This is a genomic window from Mycobacterium sp. NGS45, from assembly GCF_059812645.1.
In genome coordinates this window covers 63,740-87,148 of the sequence record NZ_JCALDB010000018.1, presented here as the reverse complement: position 1 = coordinate 87,148, position 23,409 = coordinate 63,740, and the positions used below count along the sequence as shown (strand labels likewise).

At 67.5% G+C, this 23,409-nt stretch carries 20 protein-coding genes; 12 read left to right on the top strand and 8 right to left on the bottom strand.

Going from position 1 to position 23,409, the window contains the following annotated elements; translation table 11 throughout:
• Positions 1 to 58: 58 nt before the first annotated feature.
• From AC5Y3P_RS16730 to AC5Y3P_RS16710, 5 genes are all read right to left on the bottom strand, one after another.
• A complete protein-coding gene (locus tag AC5Y3P_RS16730) occupies positions 59 to 883 on the bottom strand; it encodes a serine hydrolase domain-containing protein (RefSeq protein ID WP_500047038.1) in 825 nt (274 codons plus the stop codon).
• A gap of 31 nt (positions 884 to 914) precedes the next feature.
• Positions 915 to 1,763, bottom strand: a complete 849-nt coding sequence (locus tag AC5Y3P_RS16725; RefSeq protein WP_500047037.1) for an alpha/beta fold hydrolase — start codon at positions 1,761 to 1,763, stop codon at positions 915 to 917.
• On the bottom strand, positions 1,763 to 3,232 hold the full coding sequence (locus tag AC5Y3P_RS16720; protein WP_500047036.1) for an FAD-dependent oxidoreductase: 1,470 nt from the start codon (positions 3,230 to 3,232) through the stop codon (positions 1,763 to 1,765). Before AC5Y3P_RS16720 ends, AC5Y3P_RS16725 begins: the two co-directional genes overlap by 1 nt.
• Before the next feature lie 98 nt (positions 3,233 to 3,330).
• Positions 3,331 to 4,416, bottom strand: a complete 1,086-nt coding sequence (locus AC5Y3P_RS16715) for a class I SAM-dependent methyltransferase (protein WP_500047035.1) — start codon at positions 4,414 to 4,416, stop codon at positions 3,331 to 3,333.
• 77 nt (positions 4,417 to 4,493) lie between these two features.
• Entirely contained in the window at positions 4,494 to 6,122 is a 1,629-nt protein-coding gene (locus tag AC5Y3P_RS16710) for a LuxR C-terminal-related transcriptional regulator (RefSeq protein WP_500047034.1), read from the bottom strand.
• Positions 6,123 to 6,230: 108 nt separating this feature from the next.
• Here AC5Y3P_RS16710 and AC5Y3P_RS16705 point away from each other — a divergent pair, with 108 nt between their 5' ends.
• Together AC5Y3P_RS16705 and AC5Y3P_RS16700 are read left to right on the top strand one after the other, a co-directional pair.
• Entirely contained in the window at positions 6,231 to 7,319 is a 1,089-nt protein-coding gene (locus AC5Y3P_RS16705) for an S-(hydroxymethyl)mycothiol dehydrogenase (RefSeq protein WP_500047033.1), read from the top strand.
• Positions 7,316 to 7,945 carry an MBL fold metallo-hydrolase gene (locus AC5Y3P_RS16700; RefSeq protein WP_500047032.1) on the top strand — a complete coding sequence of 210 codons (630 nt, stop codon included), beginning with the start codon at positions 7,316 to 7,318 and terminating at the stop codon, positions 7,943 to 7,945. Before AC5Y3P_RS16705 ends, AC5Y3P_RS16700 begins: the two co-directional genes overlap by 4 nt.
• A gap of 13 nt (positions 7,946 to 7,958) precedes the next feature.
• Here the strand turns inward: AC5Y3P_RS16700 and AC5Y3P_RS16695 are convergent, their stop codons facing one another.
• Positions 7,959 to 8,759 carry an SHOCT domain-containing protein gene (locus AC5Y3P_RS16695; protein WP_500047031.1) on the bottom strand — a complete coding sequence of 267 codons (801 nt, stop codon included), beginning with the start codon at positions 8,757 to 8,759 and terminating at the stop codon, positions 7,959 to 7,961.
• A gap of 76 nt (positions 8,760 to 8,835) precedes the next feature.
• Here AC5Y3P_RS16695 and AC5Y3P_RS16690 point away from each other — a divergent pair, with 76 nt between their 5' ends.
• The 3 genes from AC5Y3P_RS16690 (at position 8,836) to AC5Y3P_RS16680 (ending at position 10,908) form a co-directional block, all read left to right on the top strand.
• On the top strand, positions 8,836 to 9,075 hold the full coding sequence (locus AC5Y3P_RS16690) for a DUF1049 domain-containing protein (RefSeq protein WP_500047030.1): 240 nt from the start codon (positions 8,836 to 8,838) through the stop codon (positions 9,073 to 9,075).
• Between the two features lie 4 nt (positions 9,076 to 9,079).
• Positions 9,080 to 10,168 carry a class I SAM-dependent methyltransferase gene (locus AC5Y3P_RS16685; protein ID WP_500047029.1) on the top strand — a complete coding sequence of 363 codons (1,089 nt, stop codon included), beginning with the start codon at positions 9,080 to 9,082 and terminating at the stop codon, positions 10,166 to 10,168.
• 89 nt (positions 10,169 to 10,257) lie between these two features.
• A complete protein-coding gene (locus AC5Y3P_RS16680; protein WP_500047028.1) occupies positions 10,258 to 10,908 on the top strand; it encodes a hypothetical protein in 651 nt (216 codons plus the stop codon).
• On the opposite strand, the gene AC5Y3P_RS16675 is transcribed toward AC5Y3P_RS16680, so the two are convergent.
• Positions 10,905 to 12,800, bottom strand: a complete 1,896-nt coding sequence (locus AC5Y3P_RS16675) for an Hsp70 family protein (protein ID WP_500047027.1) — start codon at positions 12,798 to 12,800, stop codon at positions 10,905 to 10,907. The genes AC5Y3P_RS16680 and AC5Y3P_RS16675 overlap by 4 nt on opposite strands.
• 365 nt (positions 12,801 to 13,165) lie before the next feature.
• Between AC5Y3P_RS16675 and AC5Y3P_RS16670 the strand changes: the two genes are divergently transcribed.
• The 6 genes from AC5Y3P_RS16670 to AC5Y3P_RS16645 all read left to right on the top strand — a co-directional run bounded on the left by AC5Y3P_RS16670 (position 13,166) and on the right by AC5Y3P_RS16645 (position 20,269).
• Complete coding sequence (locus tag AC5Y3P_RS16670) at positions 13,166 to 14,665, top strand: PE-PPE domain-containing protein (RefSeq protein ID WP_500047026.1); 1,500 nt, start codon at positions 13,166 to 13,168, stop codon at positions 14,663 to 14,665.
• Positions 14,666 to 14,828: 163 nt separating this feature from the next.
• Positions 14,829 to 16,355, top strand: coding sequence for an ABC transporter substrate-binding protein (locus AC5Y3P_RS16665; protein ID WP_500047025.1), 1,527 nt, complete (start codon positions 14,829 to 14,831; stop codon positions 16,353 to 16,355).
• Entirely contained in the window at positions 16,352 to 17,296 is a 945-nt protein-coding gene (locus AC5Y3P_RS16660) for an ABC transporter permease (protein WP_500047024.1), read from the top strand. The genes AC5Y3P_RS16665 and AC5Y3P_RS16660 overlap by 4 nt, the downstream gene beginning before the upstream one ends.
• Positions 17,293 to 18,168 (top strand): ABC transporter permease, encoded by an 876-nt coding sequence (locus tag AC5Y3P_RS16655; RefSeq protein WP_500047023.1) that lies wholly within the window; start codon positions 17,293 to 17,295, stop codon positions 18,166 to 18,168. Before AC5Y3P_RS16660 ends, AC5Y3P_RS16655 begins: the two co-directional genes overlap by 4 nt.
• 8 nt (positions 18,169 to 18,176) lie before the next feature.
• Positions 18,177 to 19,874 (top strand): dipeptide ABC transporter ATP-binding protein, encoded by a 1,698-nt coding sequence (locus tag AC5Y3P_RS16650; protein ID WP_500047022.1) that lies wholly within the window; start codon positions 18,177 to 18,179, stop codon positions 19,872 to 19,874.
• A complete protein-coding gene (locus tag AC5Y3P_RS16645) occupies positions 19,871 to 20,269 on the top strand; it encodes a hypothetical protein (RefSeq protein WP_500047021.1) in 399 nt (132 codons plus the stop codon). Before AC5Y3P_RS16650 ends, AC5Y3P_RS16645 begins: the two co-directional genes overlap by 4 nt.
• On the opposite strand, the gene AC5Y3P_RS16640 is transcribed toward AC5Y3P_RS16645, so the two are convergent.
• Positions 20,270 to 21,718 carry a 13E12 repeat family protein gene (locus tag AC5Y3P_RS16640; RefSeq protein ID WP_500047020.1) on the bottom strand — a complete coding sequence of 483 codons (1,449 nt, stop codon included), beginning with the start codon at positions 21,716 to 21,718 and terminating at the stop codon, positions 20,270 to 20,272.
• Positions 21,719 to 21,965: 247 nt separating this feature from the next.
• Between AC5Y3P_RS16640 and AC5Y3P_RS16635 the strand changes: the two genes are divergently transcribed.
• Positions 21,966 to 23,243 carry a sensor histidine kinase gene (locus AC5Y3P_RS16635; protein WP_500047054.1) on the top strand — a complete coding sequence of 426 codons (1,278 nt, stop codon included), beginning with the start codon at positions 21,966 to 21,968 and terminating at the stop codon, positions 23,241 to 23,243.
• Positions 23,244 to 23,409 lie beyond the last annotated feature (166 nt).

Genomic DNA, 23,409 nt, shown 5'->3' with positions numbered 1-23,409 from the left:
AGCGTCACGAATTTGTGTGTCGCGCGTGTCTATTGTGCCTTGTGAGGCACGTGTTGCGCTAGTGTGCGCGGAATTCTCTCAGGACCCCATCAGAGACCGCGGGCCACAGCGGATGCGCCCAGTCCCCGAAATCGCGGTCGGTGAGCACCACCAAAGCCAGCTCGTTGACCGGATCTGCCCAGATGAACGTGCCTGATTGGCCGAAATGACCGAAGGTGCCCGACGAGTTCGCCGCGCCTGTCCAATGCGGCGACTTGGTGTCGCGCAGCTCGAAACCGAGGCCCCAGTCGTTATTCTTCTGTGACCCGTAGCCGGGCAACACGCCGCGCAAACCGGGGAATTGCACCGAGATCGCCTCGGCGTGCATGGCCGCCGACACCGTGGTGGGGTTCAGCAAATCAGCGGCGAACTTGGTCAGATCATCGACGGTGGATTCGGCACCGTAGCCGGCCGTAGCGGCTCCGCCGTCCAACGCGGAGTTCGCCATCCCCAACGGCTCGAAGATCGCCTCGCGCAGATAGCGGCCGAACTCGATGCCGCTGGCCGCCTCGAGGGTTTCGGCGAGCACCCGGAAGCCGGTGTTGGAGTAGATCCGCCGGGCGCCCGGCTTCCCCAGGATGGAGTCATCCAGCATCGACAGGCCGGAGGCGTGCGCCAGCAGGTGCCGGATCGTGGCGCCCTCGGGTCCGGCCGGGGTATCCAGGTCGACGACGCCCTCCTCGATCGCCACCTGCGCGGCCCGGGCCACCAGCGGCTTGGTCACCGAGGCCAATCGGAACCGGGCGGCGGTGTCACCGTGGGTGGCCAGCACCCCGGAGGAATCCACTACCGCGGCGGCAGCATTCGGTACGGGCCAATCAGCGATCACATCGAGTGCACTCATCGCCGCTCAGCCTACGTGCGACTGCACGCGATCAGGCCGGCAACGGATGAGCCTCGAACCACTGCAGCAGCAGATCGGCGATCTGGTCGGGGCGCTCGTCGGGCAGCCAGTGCGAGGCGCCGACAATCCGCTCGAAGCGGTAGTCGCCCGTGACGTAGTTGGCGGTGTCCAGCGCGCCGTTCTCCCGTACCGCGATGTCGCCGTCGCTCCAGATGAACATGGTCGGCACCGTCGACTTGATGCGCAACACGCCGGGCTTGTTCAGCGGCATGGCGCGATACCAGGTCAGCGCGGCGGTGAGCGCGCCGGAATCCGCCATCGCCTGCCAGTCACGCGCGGCCCGCTCCGGTGACTGGCCGCAGTAGTCGCCCACCATCCAGGTGAAGCCGCGACCGCCACGCCGGCTGAGAAACCACTCCGGGATTCGCGGCAGCTGGAAGAAGTAGACGTACCAGGAGGCCAGCGCTTGTCGGCTGGTCGCCATCGCCTTGAAGAACGCCGTTGGGTGCGGCACCGACAGCGTCGTCACGGACGCCACCCGTTCGGGATGCAACATCGCAGTCCCCCACGCGGCGCCGGCACCGGCGTCGTGCCCGACCAGGTGCACCTGCGGCACCCCGAGCGTGTCGATGAGTGCGACGACGTCGCCGACGGTCTGTTCACCGACGTAGTCGCGCCGCCGCGACGGGCGGGCTCCCGGTGAATAGCCGCGCTGGTTGGGTGCCAGACAGCGGTATCCGCGCTCGGTCAACCGCTGCGCCACCGGGATCCAGCTGGTGTTGAACTGCGGGAAGCCGTGCAGCAGCAGCACCGGCGGTCCGTCTGCCGGTCCGAGGTCCAGGCCGTCGAAAGTCAGATCACCGCGCCGATATTGGTCCATCAGGATGTCTTTTGGGTTTCGAAGGTCAGTGGACCGCACCGTACGTCGAAGCGGTCGTGCACGGTGTCGAGTACCTGGCGGGCGCGTACCCGGTCAGCCCGATGCGTGCGCATGAACTGCAGCAGGGTGAACAACCGTCTCGGCAACGGGTACCACAGGTCGAAATCCAGCCCGCATTCCCGGAAGGCCGACATCGGCAGCGCATCGGCGTAGTGACTCATGTTGTGTTGCACCAATGCAAAGAGAGTGTACGGGAAGGCTTTTCGTGATCTGCGGTACAGCTCAAAGGTGTCCAGTTCGTACAGCGGGACGTCGCGGAGTTGGCCGGACAGCAGCAGATGCGTGCCGAAGTAGGCCCCGAACGACGTCAGACTCATGGTGGCCGAGCGGGATTGGATGGACAGCGTGTTGCCACTCGATGACGTGTACGGCTCATACGGTGGGTGGAGATGGGTGAGGTAGCCGGTGCAGTTGACGAACCAGCTCCCTGGCTGTACCGCCACACTGGCACCGCTGCGCAGCTGCAGCTGCGGCCCGGACTCGGTGTCGACGACATCGACGAGGTGATCGGTCACCACCTGGCCGCACGCGGAGAGAATCGCGCGCTGCTCGGCTTCGGAGAGCAACCCGGCCACGTAGTTCCCGACTTCCGGTGTCACCGCGAGACCGTAGTTCGAGCGGTGCCAATCCCACACCTCGTCTTCATTGGTGCCGTCGAAGCGGGCCGCACACTCTGCCACCAGCCCACTGCCCGGCGTCGCGGCGCCGAGCCATCGAGACCGACCCTCGGCGAACAGCAGTTTGCGGTTACTGAAGAACGTTCCACCGCCGGCCAGCAGGTTCACCTCGCGGCCCGGACAGGCGCGAGACAAGGTGTACACGGTGTCCATCGCGGTCTTGCCGCCACCGATCACCCAGACCGGCGCGGTGTCGTCGTGCAGCGGCCCGGAGCGCATGTCGCAGTCATCGGGCGACACCGATTTCACACTCTGACTGGTCAGCGGCAACGGGTCCTTTCCCTCGACCTGAAAGCCGTAGGCCTTGATCAGCTTCTTCGTCTCAATCGTCACGCTGCGACCGTCGGCGGCCCGGCAGCGCACTCGCACACCGCCGTCGAACTCCTCATCGGATTCCAGTGTCCAGCCGAAGAATTCATCGACGCGCTGGTCCTGCTCGATCACCTGCCGGCAGTGCTCGAAATGGTCGAGCACTTCACCCTTGGAAGCCAGGTAGCCGCGCTCGCGTCCCAATGTCCACTTGATGTTGCCCGCAGTGAACACGCCGTGCGGTTGATGGAGCCGCACATACGGATAGGTGTCCACCCACATCCCGCCGACCTGCTGGCGGCGATCCACCAGGATCACCCGTTGGTCGCGCGCCAGGTACCGACTGGCGACGAACAGTGCGTTCATCCCGGCCAGACCGGCCCCGACGATGCAGACCTCGCACTTCTCTACCGATTCCGACATCACAGACTCCCCCCGACGGGCGTCGAACCACCTGGTCGGGAGGCTACGCCGAGCACCGATCAGCGCAGGGGTTTTTCTTCAGCGACGAGTAGTCGCGATCAATCCTTGTGCGCCACGAAGTAGGTGTTGAACGGATCGGCCGGCATGTCGCACACCGTGACGTCGGCGAAACCGGCCTGCTCGAGCATCGCGGTGGCCAGTTGCTCGCCCCACATGGTGCCCAGCCCCGCGCCGCCGGCCGACAACGACACCGTCATGCAGTGCATGGTCGAAATCGTGTAGAACAATGTTGCCCACGGGATGTCGATGTTGTCCTCCAGGTTGCTGGAGCCCTTGATGTCGACCATCAGCAACTGTCCGCCCGGCCGCAGCGCACGCTGGATGTTGGCCAGCACCCGAGCCGGATCCACCTGGTCGTGGATCGCGTCGAACACTGTGATGGCATCGAAGGCCTCGGTGGCATCGAGTTCGGCAACATCCAGAGCCACGAACCGGGCGTTGGTGAGCCCCAGGTCGGCGGCCTCCGCGGTGGCGGTGGCCAATGCCGCCGGCGAGAAGTCGTACCCGGTGAACCTGCTGTTCGGGAATTCTCGGGCCATCACGTTGACGGCATGCCCGCTGCCGCAACCGATGTCGGCGACGTCGATACCGGCGCGCAGCCGCTCGCACAGCCCGTCGGCCAACGGCAGGGTGGTGTCGATCAGGGCCGCGTCGATCACGCCGCCGCTCTCCTCGGCCATCACCGCGTGGAACCGCGGGAACGCCGAGTACGGCAGTCCACCGCCGCGCCGGAAGCAGCCGATGATCTGCTGTTCCACCTCACCGAAGATCGAGATGTACTGGGCCAGCTTGGCGACGTTGTCGGGGCCACCGGAGCGGCTCAACGCGGGCACATGATGCGCCGGCAACAGGTAGCTGGCGGCAGTCGGGTCGTAATCGATGATCTTCGCGGCGACCAGACCGGCCAACCATTCGCGCACATAGCGTTCGTCGAGCCCGGCAGCGTCGGCGATCTGCACGCTGCTCGCCGGCGGCAGGTCGGCCAGGGTGTCGAACAGTCCGGTCTGGTGACCGATGCTGCACAAGATCGCGGTGGCAGCGTCGTTGAGGATGCCGATCATCCGGGCGCCGAATTCCTCGGCCGGATCTGTGGCTGCGCTGTCGCGCGTTTCCAGTGTGGTCATGGCACGACGCTAAGGAGTCGGTGCCGTCGTGCACATCCGGCAGATCATGCGTTTTGGACGTCACCGAATGGTGCAGATTATGTAGATCGGTCGGCTTCGGTGAGTACACCGTGCTTGAAGGCCCAGTTGGCGGCCGCGGTGCGCGTGGACACCCCGAGTTTGGCGTAGATGTTGGCCAGATGCCGCGCCACCGTCTTGTCGCTGACACACAGCTGCTCGGCGACCTCCCGGTTGGTCGCGCCCGAGGCGATGCGCGACAACACCTCGTGTTCGCGCCGGGTCAACCCGCCCGGCGTCGCGGTCCCGCAGATCCCAGACGGCGCCACACCCAACTGGGCGTAGATGCTGTCGGCGGTTGCCGCATCGGCTGCGGCGGCCGCCTCGGAACCCAGGCCGCGATGGGCCAACGCCATCCACTCGTAGACCTCAGCGGTCTCATACCGAGATCGCTGCACCCGGTATTCACGCAACGCTGCCTGCAGCGACGTCAACGCGTCCTCGAAGCGCCCGCGGCGGACCTGGATCGTCCCGCGGGCATGCGCCGCCCAGGCCAGGAAACCCGGCGTGCCGAACGCCAGCGCCTCGGCTTCCAGTTCAGCACAATGGTTTTCGGCATCATCGAGGGCATCGCAGCCGAGTGCGACCTCGACCGCGGCGCGCAACAGCCGCACCCGGCCCAACCGGTCGGGCTCGCACAGCGCAAGACGGATCTGGGTCAGCGCCGAGGGCGGGTCGCCACGCCGGCAGGCCAGCAGCGCCGCACCCGGTTGCGGGTCCAGCCCCAGCAAGCGGGTGCGCTCGAAGGCCTGCTCGGCCCCGGCGAAATCACCGATCAACCGGCGCACCTCACCGAGCTCGTAGTAGCCCGCGGCCGCCGCCCACCGGTTGCAGTCCTCGAGCTGCCGACTCACCTGGTCCAGACGTTCGGCCAGCCGACGGTAGTCCTCGGTGGCCACCTCGATCTGCAGCCGGTGCACGTCGCACACCGCGCCGTAGGGCACCGAGCCGGACACCCCGCACCACTGCTCCATCGAACGCGTCCAGGACCGCATCCGAGGCAGGTCGGCAAGCTTGTGACAGTGCGCCAGCACCGTGCAGTAGATGTCGCCGACCCATTCGATCGGCAGCTGATCGGCCATCAACGACAGCATCGCCTCGTCGATCAGCAAGTAGCCCTGCTTGGTCTGGGCCCTCAGCAGCTGCTGCAGACCGTCGCCGATCAGCGCCAGCGCGGTCAACGCCGGCATGTCCTGGCTGCGCGCAAGTTCAGCCAATCTGCCGACGTGGGCGGCCAACGCGTCCAGATCCTGGTTCGCCACAGCCAGCGCGGCATCCAGGTAACACAGATAGCCGTGCGCCAGCCCTTCTTCGGCACCCACCAGCAGCCGGCGTGCGCGGTTCATCCAGCCCTGCGCGATGTTCAGGTCGCCGCGCACCAGCCAGGCCAGCGCGAGTTCGTCGGCCTTGACGGCCGCGGCCGTCGGATCGGAGCGCACCAACGTCGCGAACACCCGCTCGGCGGCAAGGGTCGCCTGCTTGACGTGGCCCAGCCGCAGGGCCGCGAGCGACAGCGCATCGAGGTCGTCGGTCGCCAATGGCCCATCAGCACTGGCCTGTTCGAAGCCGGCATAGCTGGCATGCCAGTCCCGACGCTGGTGTGCGGCGCGCGCGGCCACCAGTACGTCGCTTCGAACCTGTACCCCCACGCCTTTTGACGCTAATCCGCCGTGGCCGTCTGGGCAATCGTCCAGACACCATTCCAGTCCAGGTCGAGTCCGAGCTCATGGCCTTGCGGCAGGCACTAGGTTGTAGGCATGAGTCAGACAGTGCGCGGTGTGATTTCCCGGAAGAAGGGCGAGCCCGTTGAGCTCGTCGACATCGTCATCCCCGACCCAGGCCCCGGCGAGGTGGTGGTCGACGTCATCGCATGCGGCGTCTGCCACACCGACCTGACCTACCGCGAAGGCGGCATCAACGACGAGTACCCGTTCCTGCTCGGCCACGAGGCGGCCGGGACCGTGGAGGCGATCGGCGACGGCGTCACCAACGTCGAGGTGGGCGACTTCGTGATCCTGAACTGGCGCGCGGTGTGCGGCCAGTGCCGGGCCTGCAAGCGCGGTCGTCCGCACCTGTGTTTCGACACCTTCAACGCCACCCAGAAGATGACGCTGACCGACGGCACCGAGCTCACCCCGGCACTCGGCATCGGCGCGTTCGCCGACAAGACCCTGGTGCACGAAGGCCAGTGCACCAAGGTCGATCCGGAAGCCGACCCGGCGGTGGTCGGACTGCTGGGCTGCGGCGTGATGGCCGGCATCGGCGCGGCGATCAACACCGGCGCGGTCAACCGCGACGACACGGTCGCGGTGATCGGCTGTGGTGGCGTCGGTGACGCCGCGATCGCCGGGGCGGCCCTGGTCGGCGCCCGGCAGATCATCGCCGTCGACACCGACGACAAGAAGCTGGACTGGGCCCGCGATTTCGGCGCCACACACACCATCAACGCACGGGAATTCGACGTCGTCGAGACCATCCAGGACCTGACCGACGGGTTCGGCACCGACGTCGTGATCGACGCCGTCGGGCGCCCGGAAACCTGGAAGCAGGCGTTCTACGCGCGCGACCTGGCCGGCACCGTCGTACTGGTCGGCGTGCCCACCCCGGACATGACCCTGGAGATGCCGCTGGTGGACTTCTTCTCCCGCGGAGGCGCGCTGAAGTCGTCCTGGTACGGCGACTGCCTGCCCGAGCGCGACTTCCCCACCCTGGTCAGCCTGTACCGGCAGGGCCGGTTGCCGCTGGACAAGTTCGTCACCGAACGCATCGGGCTCGACGAGGTCGAAGCCGCGTTCCACAAGATGCACGAGGGTGCCGTGCTGCGCTCGGTGGTGGTGCTGAAATGACGCAAGCCGGCATCGAACGCCTCGTCACCAGCGGCACCTTCGAGCTCGACGGCGGCTCCTGGGAAGTCGACAACAACATCTGGATCGTCGGCGACGACAAGGAAGTGATCGTGATCGACGCCGCGCACGACGCGACCGCGATCAAGGACGCGGTACGCGGCCGGCACGTGGTGGCGGTGGTCTGCACGCACGGCCACAACGACCACATCACCGTGGCGCCGCAGCTGTCCACCGAGCTGGACGCCCCGGTGCTGCTGAACCCGGCCGACGACATGTTGTGGCGAATGACGCACCCGGACAACGAGTTCCGCACTCTGGCTGACGGCGACGTGCTGCGCGCCGACGGCATCGAACTGCACGCCATCGAGACTCCCGGGCACTCCCCCGGCTCGACCTGCCTGTACGCACCGGCACTCGGTGCGGTGTTTTCCGGGGACACGCTGTTCCAGGGTGGGCCGGGCGCCACCGGACGGTCGTTCTCGGATTTCCCGACCATCCTCGGCTCGATCAAGGACAAACTCGGCAAGCTGCCGCACGACACCGTGGTCTACACCGGCCACGGCGACACCACCCGGATCGGCGACGAACTGGTCAACTACGACGACTGGGTGGCGCGCGGCCACTAGCTGCCCTCGAGACCTAGCTGCCCTCGAGTACGCGGCGTTTCTCGGCCTCGAACTCCTGCTGGGTCAGTGCACCGGAATCCCGCAGCGCAGCCAGGGTTTTCAGCTGCTGGATCCGGACGCCCTGATCGGTGGGCTGATAGGAGTGGCGCGCTGTCGGAGGGTCAGCGGGCTCGGTGAACTCGGTCGGGACGGGTGCGCGGTGCTGCTGCAACTCCGGTTCGAAGTCACGCCCGAACGCCTGCTCGACGTCGGTCGGCTCGGCGGCATCGCGCGACGCCCGGTTGCGGCCCAGCCAGACCAACGCCACCACCAGGTCGATCCCGCCGACCGCCAACACCGCGCCGAATGCCCACGGCACCCAACCCCACGGACTCGGATGCCCGAACGCCAGCCTCGGGTACAGGAATGCGCCGACGTCGCCGTCCGTGGAGATCTGATAGTCCCCTTCTTCGGCGACCTGAGCGACCCAAACGCGCACCCGCGCATCGTTGTTCACCGTCGTGCTGCCGCCGATGCTTTCCACCAGGGTCGGCTCGGGTACGCCGTCGGGCGCCGTGATCCCGATGCTCAGCCGCGGGATCGGCAGGCCCGCGCCGCCCCCGCCGACGGTCACGGCGTGGAACGCGATGGTGACCTCACCGGCCGGCAGGTGCAGGGTCTCCTCGCCCGGGATCGGGACCTCGCCGTAGGCGTCGAAATCATCGAAGACGAACACGTTGAGCAGCAGTGCGGTCAAGAAGCCGACGAAGCCGAGCACCAGCATGGTGATCGCCGAGCTCAACAGCAGGCGCGGCGCCTTACCCGAACCACTCATGGCCCGAAGTGTTTCATGCGGCCGCTCCGACGACTACCGTTCGAAGTAGCACTCGCCCACCGTCCAGGAGGTCGCCATGCCCACCGAAGATGTCGAGCATTCCACGGGTGGGCGGACTCGTCGGGTGGCGCTGCGCTACTGGGTGGCGCTGATCCTGATCGCGCTGGCCGCGATCTTCATCGCGCAGAACCGGGACCGCACCGACATCCACATCCTGTGGGCGACCGTGAGCTTGCCGGTGTGGTTCTTCTTCACCGGCCTGCTGGTGGTGGGGATCGTGGTGGGCTTGCTGCTCCGCCGGCGCCGCCGAGGTTAGCGCCATGCCAGAGTCCAGCATCGTGGTGCGTCCCGAACCCGAGGACAGCGGCTCCTACACCGCCGCCTCTCGGCTGCAGGCCGCCGGGTTGGCGCAAACCACAGAGCTTTTCGTGACGGCGGCCGCAAACGTGCCGCTACCCAAGCCGCCGCAGCCGATCGTGATCGCCGACTACGGCGCCGCCACCGGCCACAACGCGTTGCTGCCGGTGAACGCGGCGATCAGCAGGCTACGCGAGCGCACCCCACCCGAGCAGCCGATCCTGGTGGTGCACACCGACATCGCCGAGAACGACTTCACCGAGACCTTCCGCACCCTGGCGACCGACCCGGACAGCTACCGGCACCGCGACCCGGCGGTGTACTTCGCGGCGGTCGGCCGATCGTTCTACGAGCAGATCCTGCCGTCGCACAGCGTCAACCTGGGTTGGTCTTCATGGGCCATCCACTGGCTTTCCCGCACCCCGCCCGGCATCGACGACCATGTGCTGCCCGCCTACAGCGCCGACCCGCAGATCCGCAGCGCCTGCGCGCGTCAGGCCGCCACCGACTGGCATGAGTTCATCGCGTTCCGCGGAAGGGAGTTGGCTCCCGCGGGTCGGCTCGTGGTGCTGACCATGGGCATCGACGAAGACGGCGAACTCGGGATGCGTCCGCTGGTCGACGCGATCTACGGCGGCCTACAGGATCTGGTGAGCGCCAAGGTGATCTCGGCCGACGAGTTGCGCGCCATGACGATCCCGATCGTCGGGCGTAGCGCCCAGGATTTCGTGGCACCGTTCGCCCCCAAGGACCGATTCGAAGGCCTGGCGGTGGAACACCTGGAGATCTTCGACGCCGAGGACCGGTTCTACGGGCAGTACCGGGTGGATCAAGACGCCGAGGCGTTCGGGGCGCGCTGGGCGTCGTTCCTGCGTGTCGCGGTGTTCGACACCCTGCTGCGCGGACTGGACGCCGACGACCATCCCGGTCGCGCCGTGCAGGTCTGCGAGCTGCTGGAGCGCGACGTCGCGGTCCGGTTGGCGGATCAGCCGGTACAGATGCACATTCCGCTGGCCAAAGTGGTGCTGGTGAAGGTGCCCCGAACGAATTGACCGCCGCGCAGGTATATTCCGGGGCGGCTGCGGCGCCCGCGCACTCCACTGGTCGCAGCGGCGCACAGGTTGGGGAGGTGTTCGGCGGCGTGATGAGGTCGGTTGGTGCCCTGATGCTGGCCGCCGCTTTCGTTACGGCCGGTCTGAGCGGCTGTTCGGCCGGCGACTCGGACAGCATCGGCGAGTTCCGGCTGCCGTGGCAGTCGCAGCGGGTCCTCGAGTTCCCCGATCAGCCGCCCAGTGACAGCGGATGCACCGGCGAGGTGCTGGATTACACCGACATCGACAACGACGAACTCGGCACCGCGCGGGTATTCCTCACCCTCGACGACGGGAACACGACGTCCAGCCGCGGCTGCATCGCGACGGTGTTGGGCACCGGAGAAACCTTGCCGGCCATACCCGTCGACGTGATCGCCACGGCGCTGTCGTTCGCCGACCCGCCGACCGATGCCACCGGCAACGTGTTCATCAACTACAACCCGGGTCGCTACGACGGGATCTTGGTGCTGATTCCGCAATCGGACGGTTTCGCCGACATCGGCTGGGCCGGCGATGAAATCCACTACCGCGGTAAGCACGCCTATTACTACGCGTCGCTGGTCGGCCCCGGACCGGACGGCGAGTATCGAATCCATCAGTCGCACAACACCTGCGACCCGGACTGCGATCGCGGCGAGATCACCCAGCGGACGCTGGTCTGGGACGGCAGCGACTACCTGCCCGAAACCTCAGGCTAGCCGGGCAATTCGGTCGGGGTCTCAGTCGGGGTCGTCGGTTCGGTCGGGGTCGTCGGTTCGGCCGGAGCCTCGGGCTCTTGGGTCGGCTCAGGTTCCTGGGTCGGCTCGGCGGTCGGCTCGGGCTCTTGGGTGGGCTCGGGTTCTTGGGTCGGCTCCGGTTCCTGGGTCGGCGCCTGGGTCGGCTCCGGTTCCTGGGTGGGCTCGGGCTGCGCAGTCGGCTCCACGGCCGAAGTCGGTGTGGCCGTGGGGCTCACGGTCTGCGTCACGGTCTGCTGCGGAAGCGGGATCGGGACGAGTACCGGGATGGGCGCGGGCACCGGGACGACGGCCGGCGCAGGGTCCGGTGCCGGCGCGGCGGCAGGCACCTGAGGCGCTTGGCGTTGCACCACCCGGGTCTGCGCGGGCGCGGCTTGGCGCACCACGTTGGCGGTCTTGGTGGGGGCAGGCACCGCCGTGACGGTCCGCTTGGGCGCGGCCACCTGGGTGGGTGCGGCGATGGTCAGCGGCGGCTGCGCGCCCGAAGCGGCCAATTCGTCGTCCGGAGTGGCCACCGGGACGGTGGTGATGCTCAGTGCCGGCTCGGCCAACGGCGCGGAATCCGCGTTGTTGGTCAGCACGATGCCCGTCACCCCGACGATGGCCAGGAACATCGCGGCGGCGGCCACCGTCGACGCCAACGACGTCTGATACCACCGCACTGGCAGCACCGGGGTGTCCTCGGGCTCGAACTGAACCTGCGGACGCGCCCCGGAAAGACCGTCGGGTTCCTCCTCGAACGCGACGAGATCGTCACCGACGTCGGGATCCTCGGCCGACCACGCCAACACCGGAACCGAACTGGCAGCCGTCGTCGCCGCCGAGGGCGCCGCCATGGTCGGGGTCATCGTCGTCGCTGCCTCTTGCCGCGGATCGCGGGTCGCGTGCAGCGCCGCGCCGACGGCGGCGCACAGCGCGGGTCGGCGCGACGTGAGTACCGGAACCCGCAGCTGCTGGGACAGGGTGGTGGTGACCGCCGCGATGCCGGCTCCGCCGCCGGTGGTGGCCACCGCGGTCAGGTCGGCTAGGTGCACACCGGCGCGGCCCAGGGTGTCGTGCAGGACGTCGAGCAGTTCGCTCAACGGGGCACGCAACGCGGCGTCCAACTCGGCGCGAGTCAGGCGCACGTCGCCGCGGAACTCGGGCAGCTGCACCGGCAGCGCGGTCACGCTGTTCGCCGACAATCTCTCCTTGGCGGCCCGGCACTGCTCACGCAGTCGCCACAGCGAACCGATCGCCGACGTGCTGTCCAGGTCCACGGCGCCGGCCGCGGCCAGTTGGTCCACCACGTGGCTGAGCAGGATCTGGTCGATCAGCGTTCCGGAGAAGTCGGTGTGCCGCACAGTCGGACCCAGCGGTTGGCACCGATTGGACGCGTCCAGCAGCGTCAGGCTGGTGCCGGTGGCGCCGAAATCGCACAGCACCAGCACGCCGTGGGCCGGCAATCCCGGATCGCGCTGCAGCGCGGTGACGGTGGCAGTCACCTCGGAGAGCACTTCCGGGCGCCGCCGCGACCACTGCGGAATCTTGGTGAGCGCGCTGGTCAGGGCCCTGACAGCAGCCGGGGTCCAATGCGCCGGATGCGCGACGGCGGCGATGTCGGGCCAGGTTTGTCCGCTGGTGGCCTGCTGGGCGGCCTCCCGCAGCGCCTCGGCCAGCAACCGTTCGGCGCGATGGCTGCCGCCGTCCGGGGCCAGAATCCCGATCGGATCACCGACCCGGTCGACGAAGTCGGTGATCGTCCCGGTGGGCAGGGTCAGGGTCGGGGCGCGCCGCACGGCGCGGGCCGCCGTGACCGCGACCAACGAGCTGGTGCCGATGGACAGGCCCAGCGCTTGGCTAACTGGCTCAGACATCCGCTTCCATCCCAAAGAGGTTCCTCATGCAAGATCTCGTTTTCCGAGCCGCCGGCGTTACCGCGTTGCGCCGCGGGTCCCGTCGGCAACGGCGGTCACATCGGCAACGACGCCGGCCGAAAATTGACGCTCCTGGCAACATTTGCTGCGGGCGCGCTACGGCGCGCATTTCGTCGGGCCCGAGAGCCTGACTCCACCCAGGGGGCGGTGGATCAGCCCAGCACAACCAGCCCTTGCAGGGCCACAAGGAGCCTGCCGGTGGGAAACTCCGGACCCCCGATTTCGGCGAGCATGTGTTCACCCGGCAAATTCATGCCGTACTATCACCAAACAGGGACGACATTGTCGTAAGGGGTGGGACTTCCATGCGGAAAGCCAGTGGGCGCCATCGCGCACCGACGGCGGACGAGGAAGCATCGACCCGCGAGTCGAAGCGGCCGACACTCGGCGTGCTCGGGATGGCCGGCGTGGCCGCCGCGGGCGCAGTCGCACTCGGGCTGACCCCCTCGATCACCGCAAGTTTGGTGCTCACCAATGACACCGTGCACTACGTCCCGGGCACCAATATCGGCGATGTTCGGACGGACAGCAAGCAGAAGCAGTTCGTCGAGAACATGATGGGCGCCATCGACCACGCTTTCCCAGGTGATGATCAGACGTCGATAGTCGACTACCCCGGTGGGTTCTGGCCGATCTCGCAAGGCGGCTTGGGCGATCCCACCTGGAACCAATCTGTGGCCGAGGGTGTGGCCCAGTTGAGCAATGACGGGGTGGTGAGCGACGGCGACACCATCGTCGCGTTCTCGCAGGGCGCGGTGGTCGCGACGGTGTACAAGATCGCGAACTCGGACGCCGGCGTCACCTATGTGCTGATCGAGAATCCGAACAAGGCCAACGGCGGTCTGCTGGCCCGATTCTCCGGACTGCACATCCCGATCCTCGATGTGACGTTCAACGGCGCCACCCCGAGCGAAGGTGATCTGACCTACGACATCGCGCGGCAGTATTCGGGCTGGTCGGACTTCCCGAAGTATCCGCTCAATTTGCTGGCCACCGCGAACGCCGTCATGGGCATCGTGTATCTGCACGGCGACACCCAGGATCTCGACTCGGATGCGCTGGACGGCATCGATCAAGACAACCCGGACTTCTACCAGGACCACACCACCGAGGGGCCTGAAGGTGCAAAGACCGGCACCTATTACTACGTCATCCCCACCGAGACGCTGCCGCTGCTGATGCCGCTCGAGCAGCTCAACGTGCCGGAACCGATCATCGATGCGCTCGACGCGCCGCTGCGCTACCTGGTCGAACTCGGTTACGACAGAACCGATTACAGCCAGCCCTCGCCGGCTCAGCTGTTCCCCACAGATCCGCAGAAGTGGAATCCGGTCAACGTGGCCACCGGCTTCGCCGACGCTGTCGGGCAGGGTCTTGAGGACGCGCAGGCAAAGCCGGCTCCTCCGCCCCCGTCCACCGCGCTGGTGGCCAAGGACGACACGCCCCAACAGCGCGTCGAACCAGACGTTCTCGTCCCGCAGACGCCGCCGACGAACTCCGATGCATCGGCACCGCAGTCCGTCCCCGAGTCCGGCCCGGCGCGGGTCAAACTGCCGAAAATCGATCTGCCGCAACCGAAGCTGCCCAAGTTCAACGTCTTCAAGCCGAACCCGTTGAATCCCAAGCCGGACAACGCAACCCAAAGCGAGGCCGGCACGGGTGGATCGGACACCAAGCCCAGGCCGCGGTTCGGCCAGCACGCCAACCCGGCCAAGGCCGTCGCGGATGCGTTGAAGTCGTTCGCGCCGAAGAAGCCGCAAAAGCCCGCGCCGGCCCCGACAGTCAGCGAGGAAGAGGCCGAATAGCGGTCGGTCTCCGATCGTCGCCTCGGTGTGGCCATCGGCCCCAACCAGGTTGCCGCGGCGAGTAGGGTTGGCACCGCGTCGAATCGGGTGATGACGGCGACAGACCGTCGCATTGCCACGGCGCTGGACCGATACGTGGACCCGAACAGGCTGGGTGATGGCGATGAGCAGAGCAGCGGCGTGGACCGCTGTGCTGATCGTCGTGGCCGTGCTGACCGGTTGCACGACCGGTCAGCGGGTGGACCTCGGCAACGGCGGCGCCGGCGCGTTGATCGCTGCGATCGCCGGTGAACCGGATCAACTCGACCCGCACAAGACCACTGCCTACTTCTCGTTCGAGGTGTTGGAGAACGTCTTCGACACCCTGGTCGAACCCGACGCCGACCTGACCATGCAGCCCGCGCTCGCCGAGTCCTGGCAGGTCTCCCCCGATGAGCTGACCTGGACCTTCCGGCTGCGCCCCGATGTGCATTGGCATGACGGCCGGCCGTTGACCGCCGACGACGTGGTGTATTCCTACCGGCGGATCATCGACGAGAAGCTGGCCAACGCCGACAAATTCAGTGCGGTCACCTCGGTCAGCGCGCCGCGCCCGGACACCGTCGTCGTCACCGTCGCGCATCCCACCCCGAATCTGCTGACCAATCTCGGCGGTTTCAAGGGCATGGCGATCGTGCAGCGCGAGAACGTGGAAAGCGGCCGGATCGCCACTCACCCGATCGGCACCGGGCCGTTCGTGTTCGCGGGCCAGAAGACCGGCGATTCGATCACCCTGAAAGCCAACCCGGATCACTGGGCGGGGGCACCGCAGATCCCGGGTGTGACCTACCGGTTCATCTCCACCCCGTCGACCGCGCTGTCGGCGTTGCAGGCCGGTGAGGTGGACTGGACCGATTCGGTTCCGCCGCAACGGGTCAAGCAGCTCGAAAACGACGACTCGATCCGGGTGTCGGTCACGCCCAGCAACGACTACTGGTATCTGGCGCTCAATCAGGCCCGCGAACCATGGAATGACGTGCGGGTGCGGCAAGCCATCGGCTACGCGATCGACCGCGACTCGATCATCACCGCCACCAGTTACGGCACCGCGACGGCCAATCAGTTGGCCATCCCGGAAGGCAACCCGTGGTACGTGCACTACGACCGATACCGGTACGACATCGACGAGGCCCGCCGACTGCTCGACGCGGCCGGCGCACATCCGGAAAGCCTGGACATGCTGGTCACCAACGAGTATCCGGAGACCGTGACCACAGCGCAGATCATCGCCGGCAACCTTGCCCCGCTGAGCATTACGGTCAACATCCGCACGGTCGATTTCGCGACCTGGCTGGATCAGCAGAACACCGGCAACTTCGACATGCTGATGATGGGTTGGCTGGGAAACATCGACCCGGACGACTTCTACTACGCCCAGCACCACAGCGACGGCACCAGCAATGCGCAGAAGTTCTCCGACCCCCGCGTGGACCAACTGCTCGACGCCGGGCGGGTGACCACCGACCGGACCCGGCGGTTCGACGTCTACGCCGAGGCCGCCACCCGGATCGCCGATCAGGTCAGCTACCTGTACCTGTACAACCCGTCGATCATCCAGGCCTGGACTCCGGCGCTGTCCGGCTACCAGGCGCGCCGCGACGGCGCGATCCGGTTCCGCACCGCCGTTCTGGGGGGTGACCAAACCCGATGACCCGCTTCCTGTTTCGTCGTCTCGGGCACGCCGCGATCGTGCTGCTCGGCGTGCTGGTGGTGGTGTTCGCACTGGTGCACCTGGTGCCGGGGGATCCGGTGCGGATCGCGTTGGGCACCCGCTACACACCGGAGTCCTATGCCGCGCTGCGTGCCGCCAGCGGGCTGGACCGGCCGATCTTCGAGCAGTTCCTCGGCTACGTCGGTTCGGCGCTGCGCGGTGATCTCGGCGTGAGCTTCCGCAACGGCGAGCCGGTGACGGTGACGCTGTTGGAACGCCTACCCGCGACCCTGTCCCTGGGGGTGGCCGGCATGCTGATCGCGTTGCTCATCGCGCTTCCGGCCGGCGTGTGGTCGGCACTGCGCGAAGGCCGGATCTCGGATGGAATCGTCCGGGTGGCAAGCCAGTTCGGGGTGTCGGTGCCGGATTTCTGGATGGGCATCCTGCTGATCGCGCTGTTCTCCTCGACGCTGGGGTGGCTGCCGACGTCGGGTTACCGGTCGCTGCTCGAGGATCCGGGCGGATGGCTGCGGCATTTGATCCTGCCCAGCGTGACCGTCGCCATGGTGGCCGGCGCAATCATGACGCGCTACGTGCGCTCGGCCGTGCTGGAGGTCGCCGCAATGGGTTATGTGCGGACCGCGAAGTCCAAGGGTCTGCCGGCTCGGGTGGTGACCGGGCGGCACATTCTGCGCAATGCGCTGGTGCCGATCCTGACCATCACCGGGATCCAACTGGCCACCATCCTCGGCGGCGTGATCGTCGTCGAAGTGGTGTTCGCCTGGCCCGGTCTGGGCCGGCTGGTCTACAACGCGGTCGCTGCCCGCGACTATCCGGTGATCCAGGGTGCGGTGCTGCTGATCGCGGCGCTGTTCTTGTTGATCAATCTGCTGGTGGACCTGCTCTACGCGGTCGTCGACCCGAGGATCCGGCTGTCATGACCGCTGCGATCCCCGCCCGGGTGTCGGCGCTGCGCCTGCTGCTGAACAACCCGATCACTGTGCTCAGCGCCGTGCTGCTGATCGGCACGGCGGTGATCGCGGTCGGCGCGAATTGGATTGCACCGTACGGAGTCAACGACATCGACGTGCCCAATGCCCTGCGCGGCCCGGATGCCGCGCATTGGTTCGGCACCGACGAACTGGGTCGCGACGTGCTGTCCCGGGTGTTGGTGGCGATCCAGGCGTCCATGCGGGTCGCGGTGGTGTCGGTGGCGTTCGCCGCGGTGGTCGGCGTCGCGGTCGGGCTGCTGGCCGGATACCGCGGCGGCTGGCTCGACGCGGTGCTGATGCGGGTGGTCGACGTGATGTTCGCCTTCCCGGTGCTGCTGTTGGCCCTGGCCGTGGTCGCGATCCTGGGCCCCGGAGTGAGCACCACCACGCTGGCGATCGGCATCGTCTACACCCCGATCTTCGCTCGGGTGGCCCGCGCCAGCACGCTCAGTGTGCGGGCGGCACCGTACGTTTCGGTGTCACGCAGCATCGGCACCAACCACCTGACGATCCTGACTCGACACGTGCTGCCGAACATCTCCGGGCCGTTGATCGTGCAGACCTCGCTGTCGTTGGCGTTCGCAATCCTGTCCGAGGCCGCGCTGTCGTTCCTGGGGTTGGGCATTCAGCCGCCGCAGCCGTCGCTGGGCCGGATGATCTTCGATTCGCAGGGCTTCGTGACGTTGGCCTGGTGGATGGCGGTGTTCCCGGGTGCGGCCATCTTCCTGATCGTGTTGGCGTTCAACCTGTTCGGCGACGGTCTGCGCGATGTCCTCGATCCCAAGCAGCGCACCGTGATCGAAGCCAGGCGGGGCCAGTGAGCGGGCCGATGTTGAGTGTCGCCGACCTGACCGTGCGCATCGGCGCCCGGGCGATTGTGCGCGGTGTCTCGTTCGACGTCGAGCGCGAGCAGACGGTCGGCATCGTCGGCGAGTCGGGCTCGGGCAAGTCGATGACGGTGTTGGCGGCCACCGGCCTGCTCGACGCCCCCGGCGCCTCGGTCGGCGGCACCGCGCGGTTGGCCGGGGACGTGCAGTTGGTCGGGGCGCCGGCGCGGGTGCTGCGCGCCGTGCACGGCGGACGGATCGGGTTTGTGTTCCAGGATCCGGGCACATCGCTGAACCCGCTGTTGACCCTGGAACGTCAGATCACCGAATCCCTGCAGACGCATCGCAACGCCACCCGGCGGGCCGCGCACACCCGTGCGCTCGAGTTGTTGGACGCGGTCGGCCTGCCCGATCCGGAGTCGCGGCTGGGTTCCTATCCGCATCAACTGTCCGGCGGTCAGCGGCAACGCGTGATGATCGCAATCGCGTTGGCCTGTGATCCGCAGCTGCTGATCGCAGACGAGCCCACCACGGCACTGGATGTCACCACGCAGGCGCAGATCATCGATCTGGTGGCCACACTGCAGCGCGACTTCGGTACCGCGGTGGTGTGGGTGAGCCATGACCTGGGCGTGATCGGGCAGGTCGCCGATCAGGTCACCGTGTTGCACGACGGCGTCGCAGTCGAGCAGGCACCGGTGCTCGACGTCTTCGACCGGCCGCGCGCGGACTACACGCGCGAACTGCTGGCGGCGCGGCCGCTGCTCGGCGGTCCCGGGCCGGTGACGGTGGCCGCGTCGGGTCCCGACGAGCCGGCCGATCAGACCGCCGAGCGGGCCAACCAGCCCACCGCCGACGCCGCTGCCCTGCTGCTCGAGGTGGCCGGGCTCGATGTCACGTTCAGCACCGACTCCGGCGCCGGACGCACCAAGGCGCATGCCGTGCAGGACCTTTCGTTCCGGATTCGACGCGGCAGCACGCTGGGTCTGGTCGGCGAGTCCGGCTCCGGCAAGTCGACCGTCGCCGCGGCGCTCACCGGATTGATCACCCCCGACGCCGGCCGCGCGCTGCTGCACGGATCTGCGCAGCCGGTCGACGTCCTGACCGTACGCGGCAAGGCTGCCAAGGCGGTGCGACGACGGATCAGTCTGGTCTTCCAGGATCCGTTCTCGTCGCTGAACCCGCGGAGGCGGGTGGGTGCGGCGATCGCCGAGCCGCTGCGCACCCACGGTCTGGCGCGCCGCGGCAGCGCCCGGCAGCGTCGGGTCGGGGAGTTGCTCGAACTCGTCGGGCTCACGCCGGACTTCGCGCAGCGCTACCCGCACGAGCTTTCCGGCGGACAGCGCCAACGGGTCAGCATTGCCCGCGCGCTGGCCGGTGAACCGGATCTGCTGATCCTCGACGAGTCGACCGCATCGCTGGATGTCTCGGTGCAGGCTCGGGTACTGGATCTGCTCACCGAATTGCAGCGCGAGTTGGGCCTGACCTACTTGTTCATCGCGCACGACCTTGCGGTGGTGCAGCGCATGAGCCATGACGTGCTGGTGCTGCGCGACGGCCGCGCTGTCGAATATCGGCCTGCCGCAGAACTGTTCGCCGATCCGCAGCAGGACTACACCCGAGATCTGCTGGCCGCGGTTCCACCAACCCGACCGCGCGCCGCCACTACACTTGACCACGGCAAGGAGGCCAGGCCATGACCGATACACCACCGTCGCGCGCGGTGACCGGCTCGGTGGCGACCAAGCGGAGCGTCGCGGTGGCACGTTCCATTGCCACCGAAGGCAGTGCCGCGGTGGCCGGGTCGATCGCCACCGCGCGCAGTGCCGGTGTAGCGGGTTCCATCGCGACAGTCACCAGCGCCGGCGTCGCGGGCTCGATAGGCACCGCCAGCAGCGCTCTGGTTTCCGGAAGTGCGCTCACCGTGCTGTCTTTCGCCATCCAGGCCTGCCTCGGCTGCTTGGGCTGTTTCGCCTGCCTGCGCTGTGTGGCATGTCTGGGCTGCGCGCGTTGCACCAACTGTGTGGGCTGCGTCGGCTGCTACAACTGTTCGGGGCTGCGTAACGCGGTCGGGCAGCGCAACGTGCACGTGTGATCACGGTTCGTCCTCGTCGTCGACCCGCTGGGTCTCCGGATCGCCGTCCTGGTCCTCGGCGCACTCCTGAGCCTTCCGCCGCGCTTCCTCGAGCAACTCCTCGGGATGGTGCAGCCGATTGACCTTGGGCGGTCCGGTGCCGTCGCTCCAGGCCAGGCGACCGTCGTCGGTGAGCTCGGTGGTGTAACCACCGTGGCTGGCCGCCTGGTTCGACGGACCGCACGCGAAGAACAGCCGATTGGCGTCACTCGGCCCGCCGGCGTTCCAATCCACCGGAGCATGGTGCACTTCGCATTCGTAACCCGGCGCGTCGCAGTGCGTGCAACCGTGGTCTCGGGCGAAGCAGATGATCCGCTGATCCGCCGAGGCGAACCGCCTGGTTCGTCCGAGGTAAAGCGGTCGTGCCGAATGGTTTTCGAATATCGCTAGGTAATGGGTAGAGCCTGCGGCCGCCATCCGAATCAGGTCACGCATCGGGAGGGAGGAACCTCCGCCGGTGCGCGCGGGCGGCGGCATCGGCACGTTGGGGTCGGCGAGCGCCTGTGCCGCCTGCTCGAGATAAGCAACCGTCGTCGAGGCGATCACGGTGACCGGCAGCCCCCGGTGCTCGCCGAGATTCCCGGACGCCAACGCGGTCTGCAGGCCCCAACCCAGGGCGTCGTGCATGCGTTGCGACTTGGTACGAGGGTCGCTGGCGGCGTCGACCACGGTCTGTTCGGCACCTGGCACGTGATGACCGGGGCGAACCGCTGCGCCGATCGCCTCCAGATAGGACCGCACCTCGGGCGTCAGGAATCCACTGATCCGGCTCATCCCGTCGGGTCCTTGCGCACCGATGCTGAGGCCCCGGCGGATCTGACGGTCACGTTCATCGAAGAGTCCGTCCGGGTTGAGCGTGTCCGCGATTCCGCGGCCCAGTTCGGTGACGAAACGCGGATCATGTTCGCGCGCATTGTCGACCAAGATCTTCTCGGCCAGCTCCTTGTCCTCGGCAGCCACCCGGGCCGGCAGGTGGTCGAGGGCTTTGCGCACCTCCTCGACGTGCGCTTCGCTGAGGTCACCGCGGTCGAACGCGTCACCGAGCACCGGCAGTTCGGCCGGTCGGGGCGGGCCCGTCAGCTGACGACGTGGCCGCAGCCGCGCTGCGAGCTTCATTCGCCGTTTGACCTCTGCGCTGGTGATCCGCAGCCGATTGCGCAACGCGTCTCGCACCCGCAGTCCGGGCTCGCCGTCGACCGGATCCTCCAACTCGCCGAAGACCCGGCAGGACAATCCGCGATTCACCCTGCACTGCTGCTCCAGGCGTTCAGCCATTTCGAGCCGGAAGGCCTGCCCGACCAGTTCGGTGCTGGCCGTCCGGATTCGTTCCTGCGCCGCATCGATCACGTCCAGATCTGCGAGCACGTGCTCCCGAACCACGTCGGGAGGGCAGTAGTCGCTGCGGGTCATGACTCCACGCTATTCGAACAGTTGTGCGACAACCAGGCCGAGAATGCCGATCTGGGGATGAATGCGGAACTGTGGACAAACGCGCCGAGACCGTACGAACAGCGTCGTTTCCGCCGGTCGGCGTGCACGTCAGGCAAGATCAAGGGTGATGAACGCACCTGCCGCCCCGAAGCGCAACCGACTGCTGGCCTGGCTCTACGGTCTGCCACGCCGCGCCCTCTCGCTGCGCACCATCGTGATCGTCGCGATGGTCGGGGTGATGGGCACCATCTTGACCATCGGCGTCTGGGTCTGGGTCGGCATCACCAATGACCAGTACAACCAGCTCGACCGGCGGCTGGACTCGGTCAGCAGCCTCGGCGACTTCAGCAACATCTTGACCGCACCGGGTCCGGACCAACAGCAGGAGGACCGCGGCGAAGGCAGCCTGGTCCGTACCGTCCGGTTCGGCAGCACGGCGGTGTCCTCGCCGCCGGACATTGTGCTGCCCGAACTGCCCGACGGGTACGCCACCACCACCATCGACGGCGCCGAATACCGCGTTCGGACCTTCGCCGCCGGGCCCGCATCGATCGCCCTGGGCGCACCGCTTGCCGAGACTCAGCAGCGCATCGATGAACTCCACCTGCGAGTACTGATCATCTGCGGTTCACTGATCGTCACCACGATCCTGGTGGCCTGGGTGATCTCGCTGGTGATGATCACGCCGTTCCGGCTGCTGGCCCAGACCGCGCGCGCGATCAACGCGCAGTCGATTCCCGACGAGGTGCAGGTCCGCGGCGTGTGGGAGGCCGTCGAGATCGGCGATGCGGTCGAGGGCATGCTGGAGCGACTCGGTCAGGAGCAGGAACGCACCAAGGCCGCGCTCGAATCCGCCCGCGACTTCGCCGCCGTCGCCTCGCATGAGCTGCGCACCCCGATGACCGCGATGCGCACCAACCTCGAAGTGCTCGACACCTTGGAGCTGTCCGCCGACCAACGGCACGAGCTGGTCGGCGACATCATGCGCACCCAGACCCGCATCGAGTCCACTCTGGGCGCGTTGGAGCGGTTGGCACAGGGTCAGCTCACCACCGCCGATGACTTCGTCCCGCTCGATGTCACCGAGGTGCTCGACCGCGCCGCGCACGACGCCATGCGGATCTACCCGGATCTGGATGTGTCGCTGGCGGCCAACACCAGTGTGCTGATGGTCGGGTTGCCGGCCGGGCTGCGGCTGGTGGTCGACAACGCGATTGCCAACGCGGTCAAGCACGGTGGCGCCACCCGGGTGCAACTGGATGTGGTCAGCTCCGCCGAGGGCGTCACGATCACGATCGACGACGACGGCTCCGGCGTTCCGGAAGCCGAACGCGCCGAGGTCTTCGAGCGTTTCGCCCGTGGGTCGACGGCGTCGCGGGCTGGGTCTGGTTTGGGGCTGGCGCTGGTGGCACAGCAGGCGCAGCTGCACGGCGGAGACGCGGTCATGGAAGTCAGCCCGCTGGGCGGGGCACGGCTGGTGCTGCGGCTACCCAGCATGAGCTGATCTCGGGAGCACACCCCTCGTTCATTTAGACACCAGGTAGGCGTATCGGGCACCAACGCGTACCTCAGTTCTAAATGAACGCATGTGGTTACGCCGGTCCGAGATCACGAAAACCCAAGGGGTCGATAACGACCCGATCACGCCCCCGCGCGGCCCTGCGCTGTCG